The organism is Pseudomonas corrugata, from assembly GCF_001269905.1.
Lineage (GTDB): Bacteria > Pseudomonadota > Gammaproteobacteria > Pseudomonadales > Pseudomonadaceae > Aquipseudomonas > Aquipseudomonas corrugata.
In genome coordinates this window covers 177,295-186,812 of sequence record NZ_LHVK01000025.1, presented here as the reverse complement: position 1 = coordinate 186,812, position 9,518 = coordinate 177,295, and the positions used below count along the sequence as shown (strand labels likewise).

The 9,518-nt window shown below is 61.5% G+C and carries 6 protein-coding genes and 1 pseudogene; 5 read left to right on the top strand and 2 right to left on the bottom strand.

What is annotated here, in order from left to right:
• Positions 1–736 (bottom strand): annotated as a pseudogene (locus AD665_RS24755) (IS3 family transposase); the annotation flags it as partial.
• A gap of 212 nt (positions 737–948) precedes the next feature.
• Between AD665_RS24755 and AD665_RS24750 the strand changes: the two are divergent.
• From AD665_RS24750 to AD665_RS24730, 5 genes are all read left to right on the top strand, one after another.
• The gene (locus AD665_RS24750) at positions 949–1,557 is read left to right on the top strand and encodes a YqiA/YcfP family alpha/beta fold hydrolase (protein ID WP_047700387.1); all 609 of its coding nucleotides are present in this window, start codon (positions 949–951) and stop codon (positions 1,555–1,557) included.
• A 42-nt stretch (positions 1,558–1,599) separates the two neighbouring features.
• Entirely contained in the window at positions 1,600–3,504 is a 1,905-nt protein-coding gene (parE, locus tag AD665_RS24745; RefSeq protein ID WP_053194263.1) for a DNA topoisomerase IV subunit B, read from the top strand.
• On the top strand, positions 3,504–4,490 hold the full coding sequence (locus AD665_RS24740; RefSeq protein ID WP_053194262.1) for an esterase-like activity of phytase family protein: 987 nt from the start codon (positions 3,504–3,506) through the stop codon (positions 4,488–4,490). Before parE ends, AD665_RS24740 begins: the two co-directional genes overlap by 1 nt.
• 84 nt (positions 4,491–4,574) lie before the next feature.
• A complete protein-coding gene (gene parC / locus AD665_RS24735; RefSeq protein WP_024780820.1) occupies positions 4,575–6,839 on the top strand; it encodes a DNA topoisomerase IV subunit A in 2,265 nt (754 codons plus the stop codon).
• A gap of 179 nt (positions 6,840–7,018) precedes the next feature.
• Complete coding sequence (locus AD665_RS24730; protein WP_024780819.1) at positions 7,019–7,729, top strand: PqiC family protein; 711 nt, start codon at positions 7,019–7,021, stop codon at positions 7,727–7,729.
• A 227-nt stretch (positions 7,730–7,956) separates the two neighbouring features.
• Here the strand turns inward: AD665_RS24730 and AD665_RS24725 are convergent, their stop codons facing one another.
• A complete protein-coding gene (locus AD665_RS24725) occupies positions 7,957–9,471 on the bottom strand; it encodes an AhpA/YtjB family protein (protein ID WP_053194261.1) in 1,515 nt (504 codons plus the stop codon).
• Positions 9,472–9,518: the final 47 nt, after the last annotated feature.

The window sequence follows — 9,518 nt, the reverse complement described above, 5'->3', positions numbered from 1 at the left end:
GCCGGGCTGTTGCACAGCGTCAGGATTGCCTGTCGCTCGATCTCGCTCAACGCATTACGCGGCGTGGGTCGTAGTGTGGTCGTTCGGGCGTCAGCCTGAATAGCCTCGGTTTCAGTCCAGCGCTGCAAGGTTCTGAGCGAGAGGCCGACTTCCTGGCAGGCCCTGATTTTCCGGGCTCCGGCCATTTGCGCTTCATTCAACCAGGTTACGAGTAACTGCCGCTCTGGCAAAGCCGTTAGCTGTCCTCGTTGTCGATCCCCCAGTAATCGTTGAGCTTTTTTCGCAGCACCAACAACGCGGCGGTTTCAGCCAGCGCCTTGTCTTTGCGGCGCAGTTCACGCTCAAGTTCCTGGATGCGTTTCTTGTCCTTACGGGCTTGTTCGCGATCGTCTTTTTGCTGGGCTTTTTCCGTCTTCTGGCCACTGATGAAGGCTTGCCTCCAGGCGCTGATTTGCTCGGGATACAGGCCTTTACGGCGGCAGTACTCACCCAGTTCAATCTCGGACAGGCCGGCGGCTTCAAGGACGACAGCAAACTTGATTTCGGCTGTCCAGTTCTGGGTCGATGAGGTGTTATCGGGCACTGCGTTTCCTTCAGAACCGACCTGCTTGCGCCAGTTCGACAAAGACATTTCGCTGGCCCCTTCGCGCCGGGAAACCTCGGCCATCGACAGGTTGAGCGGAGGAAGCAGCATCTTGAGCAATGCGGCTTTGCGTTCAGGTGAATAGTACGGCACGAACAGTCTCTTTCCGCCCCCGATCTGCTTTTTCAGGAAAATTCGGAGAGGCGACAACTATCCTGACACCGGGGGCCAATAAGGCCGCTATCGCGAGCAGGCTCGCTCCCACAAAAAGCAGGGATAAATCCCTTGTACGGAAAGCATGTCCCCCAAACACCCCCAATCTCCCTGTAAACTCCGGCCTTTGCCCCCAAACCCAGGGAGTTGGAATGTCGGCTTCGATCCTCTACATCCACGGCTTCAACAGCGCCCCAGCCTCAACCAAGGCCCGTCAACTCATCGACGTAATGACCCGCCTGGGCCTGGGCGATCAGCTGCAAGTGCCAGCCCTGCACCACCACCCCCGCGAAGCCATGGCCCAATTGGAACAGGCAATTGCACAACTGGGGCGGCCGCTGCTGGTCGGCAGCTCGCTCGGCGGCTACTATGCGACTCACTTGGCCGAGCGCCACGGCCTCAAGGCGCTGTTGATCAACCCTGCGGTCAGCCCCCATCGGATGTTCGACGGTTACCTGGGCACGCAAAAGAATTTATACACCGATGAAACCTGGGAATTGACCCACGACCACGTCACGGCCCTGGCTGCGCTGGAAGTGCCGGCGCCCCAGGATCCTCAGCGGTATCAGGTATGGTTGCAAACCGGTGACGAAACGCTGGATTATCGCCACGCCCAACAGTACTACCGCGCCTGTGCCTTGCGCATCCAGGCGGGCGGCGACCACAGTTTCCAGGGGTTTGCCCAACAGTTGCCAGCGTTGTTGAGTTTTGCCGGCATCGGCGCCGATTTGTACCAGGCGATCGACTTCACATCGCTGTGAGCCATCGCCCCTTTTTCATTCGAACACAGACGACGAGACCCCATGGCCACTCCCAGCGCTAGCTCTTATAACGCAGACGCCATCGAAGTCCTCTCGGGCCTCGACCCGGTGCGCAAGCGCCCCGGCATGTACACCGACACCAGTCGGCCGAACCACCTCGCCCAGGAAGTCATCGACAACAGTGTCGACGAAGCCTTGGCCGGGCACGCCAAATCGGTGCAGGTCATCCTGCACGCCGACCATTCGCTGGAAGTCAGCGATGACGGCCGTGGCATGCCGGTGGACATTCACCCCGAAGAGGGCGTGTCGGGTGTCGAGCTGATCCTCACCAAGCTCCATGCGGGCGGTAAGTTTTCCAACAAGAACTACCAGTTCTCCGGCGGTCTGCACGGGGTGGGTATTTCCGTGGTCAACGCCTTGTCGACCCAGGTCCGGGTGCGGGTCAAGCGGGATGGCAACGAATACCAGATGACGTTCGCCGACGGCTACAAGGCCACCGAGCTGGAAGTGGTCGGCAGTGTCGGCAAGCGCAACACCGGCACCAGCGTGTATTTCGCGCCGGATCCGAAGTATTTCGATTCGCCGAAGTTTTCCGTCAGCCGCCTCAAGCATGTGCTCAAGGCCAAGGCGGTGTTGTGCCCGGGGTTATTGGTCAGTTTCGAGGACAAAACCACCGGCGAGAAAGTCGAATGGCATTACGAGGATGGCCTGCGTTCCTATCTGGTGGACGCGGTCAGTGGTTTTGAACGCCTGCCCGACGAACCGTTCTGCGGCAGTCTGGCCGGCAATAAAGAGGCGGTCGACTGGGCGCTGTTATGGTTGCCCGAGGGCGGCGAGAGCGTCCAGGAAAGCTACGTCAACCTGATTCCCACGGCCCAGGGCGGCACCCACGTCAACGGCTTGCGTCAGGGCTTGCTCGATGCAATGCGTGAGTTCTGCGAGTTCCGCAACCTGCTTCCGCGTGGGGTGAAGCTGGCGCCGGAGGACGTGTGGGAGCGCATTGCCTTCGTGCTGTCGATGAAGATGCAGGAGCCGCAGTTCTCCGGGCAGACCAAGGAGCGCTTGTCGTCCCGTGAAGCGGCGGCGTTTGTCTCCGGTGTGGTCAAGGATGCGTTCAGCCTGTGGCTCAATGCCAACCCGGAAACCGGCCTGGCTTTGGCGGAGCTGGCGATCAGCAACGCCGGCCGTCGTCTCAAGGCCAGCAAGAAGGTCGAGCGCAAGCGCATCACTCAGGGGCCGGCGTTGCCGGGCAAGCTCGCCGATTGCGCGGGACAGGACCCGATGCGTTCCGAGCTGTTCCTGGTGGAAGGTGACTCCGCCGGCGGCTCGGCCAAGCAGGCACGGGACAAGGAGTTCCAGGCGATCCTGCCGTTGCGGGGCAAGATCCTCAACACTTGGGAAGTGGACGGCAGCGAAGTGCTGGCCAGCCAGGAAGTGCACAACATCGCCGTGGCCATCGGGGTCGATCCGGGCGCGGAGGACATGAGCCAGCTGCGTTACGGCAAAATCTGCATCCTTGCCGACGCCGACTCCGACGGCCTGCACATCGCAACCTTGCTGTGCGCCTTGTTCGTCCAGCATTTCCGTCCGCTGGTGGACGCCGGTCACGTCTACGTCGCGATGCCGCCGCTGTATCGCATCGACTTGGGCAAGGAAATCTACTACGCCCTGGACGAAGCCGAGCGTGACGGTATTCTCGACCGCCTGGTGGCCGAGAAGAAACGCGGCAAACCGCAGGTCACCCGATTCAAGGGCCTGGGCGAGATGAACCCGCCGCAGCTGCGCGAAACCACCATGGACCCGAACACCCGTCGTCTGGTGCAACTGACCTTGGACGATTTCGCCGCGACCTCGGAAATGATGGACATGCTGCTGGCGAAGAAACGCGCGGGTGATCGCAAGTCCTGGCTTGAGTCCAAGGGCGACCTGGCCGAGGTCCTGGCCTGATGCGCAACGGTTTCGCCCTGGCGCTGTTGCTATGGGCGGGGGCCATCTTCGCGGGGCCGGTACCGGAATTGAAGTTGCTGTCCGAGCACGCTGTCGACGGCATGCGCGGCGGCAATCTGTCCGGGCTGGCTTTCTGTGGCGATGAGATGTGGACGGTGTCGGATCGCGACGATGACCGCATTTATCGCCTCGACACCTCCCGTGATGGGGCCTGGCCTGCCCAGGCGTTGATCATCGACGTGCCGCAGGCGCCGGACAGCGGTTTGCCCTGGGGGCTGAGGTCGCGCACCTGGGCGGCGTCGTTCCTGCGCGGTGGCGAGCTGGATTTCGAAGGCATCAGCTGCGACAGCGCCGGCAATCGATATGTGGTCAGCGAATCTCACGCCGCCGTATTGCAGGTGCCGCCGTTGGGCGATGTCTCCTGGCTGAAGATTGCCCCGACAATGATCCGCGAGGCCCGTGCCAGCGGCATGTTGCTGCATTTCAATGCATTGTTCGAAGGCCTGGCGGTGAACCCGGCCGGCGACCGGCTATGGCTGGCGGCGGAGCGGGAGCGACGTGGCTTGCTGTTGATCAAGCGTCAGCAGACGGTGTGGGACTGTGACGGTCATTGTGTGCTGTTGAGCGAAGCAGGGCAGGAAATGCAGCCGGCGCAGTTTCCCAATGCCAAGGCGGTATCCCGGGATTTTGCCGACTTGTCCCTGTTCGACGGCAAGCTGTTCACCCTGGAGCGCAACGCCTATCAGATTTGTCGCCGCGATCTCCAGACCGCCGAAGTCGAGCGCTGCTGGTCGTTTGCCGCCGAGGCCTTGCAGGATAATCGTCGCTATTCCCAGGCCTATGGGCTGGCCGAGGCCCTGGTGGTGGACGCCAAGGGCGCCTGGGTTGGCCTGGACAACAATGACGGGGCCCGGGCCGACGGCGAAGAACGGCCGATCATCTGGCGCTTTGCCGCACCTGATGGCGGTTGGAGCGCATCGCCATGAGCCGGCCGGCCCTGAACATACTTGAATCTACCCAGCGCGATGGCAGCATGCCGTTGCGCCAGACAATGAACTGATGAGGCCCGCATGAGCGACATTCTTGCAGACAGCTTGGACGGCGTAGAGCGCCGATCGCTGGCTGACTTCACCGAAAATGCCTACCTCAATTACTCCATGTACGTGATCATGGATCGTGCCTTGCCGCACATCGGCGACGGTCTGAAGCCGGTTCAGCGGCGGATCGTCTATGCCATGAGCGAGTTGGGGCTGGATGCCGATTCCAAGCACAAGAAGTCGGCGCGGACCGTCGGTGACGTGCTCGGCAAGTTCCACCCCCACGGTGACTCGGCCTGCTACGAAGCCATGGTGCTGATGGCCCAGCCGTTCAGCTACCGCTACACCTTGGTGGATGGCCAGGGTAACTGGGGTGCACCGGACGATCCCAAGTCGTTCGCGGCCATGCGTTACACCGAGGCGCGGCTGTCGCGTTATTCCGAGGTGCTGCTCAGCGAACTGGGCCAGGGCACGGCGGACTGGGGGCCGAACTTCGACGGCACTCTCGACGAGCCTCTGGTTTTGCCAGCACGTTTGCCGAATATCCTGCTCAATGGCACCACCGGCATCGCCGTCGGCATGGCCACTGACGTACCGCCCCATAACCTGCGGGAAGTCGCCACGGCGTGCGTGCGTCTGTTGGACGAACCGAAAGCCACGGTGGAGCAACTCTGCGAGCATATCCAGGGGCCGGACTACCCAACCGAAGCGGAAATCATCACCCCGCGCGCTGACCTGCTGAAGATCTACGAGAGCGGCCGCGGTTCGGTACGCATGCGCGCCGTGTATCACATCGAAGACGGCGACATCATCGTCACCGCGCTGCCACACCAGGTTTCCGGGGCCAAGGTGTTGGAGCAGATTGCCGCGATGATGCAGGCAAAGCCGTCGAAAGCGCCGCAAGTGGCGGATCTGCGTGACGAATCGGACCACGAGAACCCGTGCCGCATCGTGATCATCCCGGTCAACAGCCGGGTCGACCACGATGCCTTGATGCAGCACCTGTTTGCCAGCACCGATCTGGAGTCCAGCTACCGGGTCAACATCAACATCATCGGCCTGGACGGCAAGCCACAGTTGAAAAACCTGCGGGCGCTGTTGGTGGAATGGCTGGAGTTTCGCGTCAAAACGGTGCGTCGACGCCTGCAATTCCGCCTGGACAAGGTCGAGCGCCGCTTGCACTTGTTGGACGGTTTGCTGATTGCCTACCTCAACCTGGACGAAGTGATCCACATCATCCGCACCGAGGAGCACCCGAAGGCGAAGCTGATCGAGCGTTTTGCCCTGAGCGAAATTCAGGCCGATTACATCCTCGACACCCGCCTGCGGCAATTGGCGCGGCTGGAAGAGATGAAGTTACGGACCGAGCAAGACGAATTGCTCAAGGAGCAGGCCAAACTGCTCGCCTTGCTGGGCAGCGAGGCCAAGCTCAAGAAGCTGGTGCGCACCGAGTTGCTCAAGGACGCCGAAACCTATGGTGACGACCGTCGTTCGCCCATCGTCGAGCGGGCCGAAGCCAAGGCTCTGAGCGAACACGATCTGCTGCCTAACGAGAAAGTGACCGTCGTGCTGTCGGAAAAAGGCTGGGTGCGCTCTGCAAAGGGGCACGACATCGACGCGGTGGGACTTTCCTACAAGGCCGGGGACGGATTCAAGGCCCTGGCACCTGGGCGCTCGAACCAATTTGCGGTGTTTATCGACTCCACGGGTCGCAGTTATTCGGTGGCCGCCCATACCCTGCCATCGGCTCGCGGCCAGGGCGAACCGCTTACCGGTCGTCTGACGCCACCACCGGGTGCAACTTTTGAGTGCGTGCTGATGCCTGATGATGACGGGCTGTACGTCATTGCGTCGGACGCCGGCTACGGGTTCGTCGTCAAGGGTGAAGACCTGCAAGCCAAGAACAAGGCGGGCAAGGCGTTGTTGAGCCTGCCAAACAACGCCAAGGTCATCGCCCCGCGCCCGGTTTTCGACCGGGATAACAACTGGTTGGCTTCGGTGACGACCGAGGGGCGGCTGCTGGTCTTCAAAATCAGCGACCTGCCACAATTAGGTAAAGGTAAAGGTAATAAGATCATTGGAATTTCCGGCGAACGGGTCGCTAGTCGCGAGGAATATGTCACGGATATTGCAGTGCTGCCGGAGGGGGCCACGCTTGTGCTACAGGCTGGAAAGCGTACGCTCTCACTCAAAGCAGACGATCTTGAGCATTACAAAGGTGAACGTGGTCGGCGGGGCAACAAGCTTCCAAGAGGTTTTCAGCGGGTCGATGCACTGCTCGTCGAAAACCTCAATTAAGCGTGCTAGACGGCTCGGTCTGCGATTAAAAGCCGCAGATCGTTGCTTTCGCGCTGGAGTCGGAACGCATATTCACGGATGATAGGCCCTTTCAAGCGCCGGCGTGGCCGAGCGTTCTTCATAATGACCGAGTATTTTTTCACTGTGGTAAGCCTTGTGGCCGCCACCTGGATGGAACGATGACTGCTCTGCGCCTTCCTATTTTGTGGCTCGCCGGCCTGCTTGGCCTGGCGGGTTGCAGCCTCCATCAGCCGGTGTCGCTGTATCAACTCGACAGTGGCAACCCGGCCCAGCCTGCGCAAAGCACAGGTATGGCTGTATTGCTGGGCCCGGTGTCGATCGCCGACTACCTGCAACGCGAAACCCTGTTGCAACGCCAACCCGACGGTAGCTTGCAGGCTGCCACTGACGGCCGTTGGGCCGGCAGCCTCTCCTCGGACATCGACCAGTTGCTGCTGCGCCAGGTGGCCGGCCACCTGGACAGTCAGCGCGTGGTATTGGCGCCGGCCACCCAGGGTTTCACCCCGGATGTCCAAGTGCTGCTGTCGATCACTCGCCTGGATTCGGGCGAAGCGCAACCAGCGGTGCTCGATGCCCAGTGGCGGTTGATCGACCGTCGCGGCAAAGTTCGTGAGAACCGCATCGTTCATCTGCAAGAGCAACATACCGGCGGTACCGCTGCGCAGGTTCAGGCCCAGGGCGTCCTTCTGCAGCGTTTGGCGGAGCAACTGTCTGCGGCGCTCAAGCCATTGGCCAACCAGCCGCCGCTGGTCGAGGCGGCACCGCGCAAGGCCGCTCCTTCCCAGGCCAAGCCTGCTGAGCCGGAAAAGTCGCCAAATATTCCGATGGCCTTGCCAATTCGTACCGACATGGAAGTGTTCAGGTTCTGATGGCCGGACTGGAGGCAAGACAAAGCCCGCGTTGATGCGGGCTTGTTGTTTCTGGGGGATAGATCTTCGGCGGCTGTGCTGGCCTCATCGCGAGCAGGGCTCGCTCCCACAGGTTTAGCGCTGTCCTTGTGGGAGCGAGCCCTGCTCGCGATGAGGCCAGCGAAGGCCACAAAAAAGCCCGCAGACAATCACTCATCTGCGGGCTTGGTCATTCCAACGACCGGGACTCAGGCCTGGCGCTCATGCATACGCGCCAGCTGCCGCTCCAGCATCGAAGGGTACGGCTCCATCAAGCGTTCCACACAGCACGCGCCTTCTGGGCTGGCGATTGGGCGGATGCGGGTGCGCTGGCGGATCAGGGCATCGTCGTTGATCTTGCGTTCCACCAGCAGCAGGTTGCGGCTGTGCTGCGACAGAGCCAGGGCGTCCTGGGCGGTTTCGGTCAGCAACAGGTCGATCTGACTCAGGCCGAACAGCCCGTCGCCCAGGGTCAGGCCCAGTTGCAGCTGCAAAGTGATGCCGCTGTCAGCGACTTCGATCTGTAATTGATGACCCAGGGCCCGCAGCAATTCACCGCAGCAAATGGCATTGGTCAGGTAATCGTCACCGCTGTCTTCGGTATGGAACAGCATCAAGGTGCTGCCGTCGTTCAGGGTGTGCAGTTCACCCTGGTAGAGCGAGGCGGCTTGGTCGAGGCAATCGCGGTAGCGTTCGAGCAGTTCCTTCAGGCGAGCCTGGGGCAAGCGACGCAGTTGGTCCTGGGCGCCCAGTTGCACGGCCAGCACGGCGCTGTTTTGTGGTTGATGCGAGGCGGCGGGCCTGGCGACTGCTTGCGGTTGCCCGGCCACCGATTCGTCCCGCAGGTCGGCGAAGGCGTCGTCGTCTTCATCGTCCTCGATCGTCCGTACCACGTGACGAGGCACGGGCCTGGACGTTGGCATGGGCTGGCTTTCATCGAAGCCGGGATCACGCAGGTTGCGCACCTCGAATTCCGGTTCGGCCTCATCGTCAGCGTAATCGATGTCCTCGGGCTCCGGCACGGGTTCGGGTTCCGGTGCGAAGCTGGCGTGCAGCTGCCGAGCCAGATCGCCGATTTCGTCCTGGCGCTGGGTGGCCGGGGTGTGTTCGTCGATGTCCCGCAGCCAGACCCGTAGCTGCAGCAGTGGCGTGGAAAGATGTCGCCCCAGACGCAGGCTCAACGCCAGCGCCAGAGCCAGCAGTATCGCGCTGAGGATGCCCATGCTTTGCAGGCTGATGGTCATCGGTTGCTGGAACTGGTCCATGTCCAGACTGATGCGCAGTTGTCCGGCGGTCACGTCCTGGAAGGTGATCTTGCTCTGGTACATGCCGCCGGGCTCGCCCAACAGACCTGGCTTGGGACGCTGGCCGGCCTCGGCGAGAATGCGGTTGTCCACGCTGTAGATGGCGGCGTGGGCGACCAGTTTGTTCTTGGTCAGATTGTTGAGTAGCACGTTGAGGCTGAGGATGTCGTTGGACACCAGCAACTCGGTGGCGGACGTAGCGGTCTGGGTGGTCAGGCTTTCACCCAGGGCATCGGCCTGCTCGTGCATCGCCTGCTTGAACTGCAGGCCCATCACGCAGGCATAGATGACCAGGGCCAGGGCGACCAGGATCACGTTATGGCTGGCAATGCGCAATGCAATCGGCACGCGACGATGGCGCAGTGCACGGAAGATCAGCAGGAAGAAGTTGTCGGTTTTGACTGGCGTGGGCCGGTTCACTGAGCTCGGCTCTTTGTCCGTGAAATTGACGCGCAGTATAGCGACAG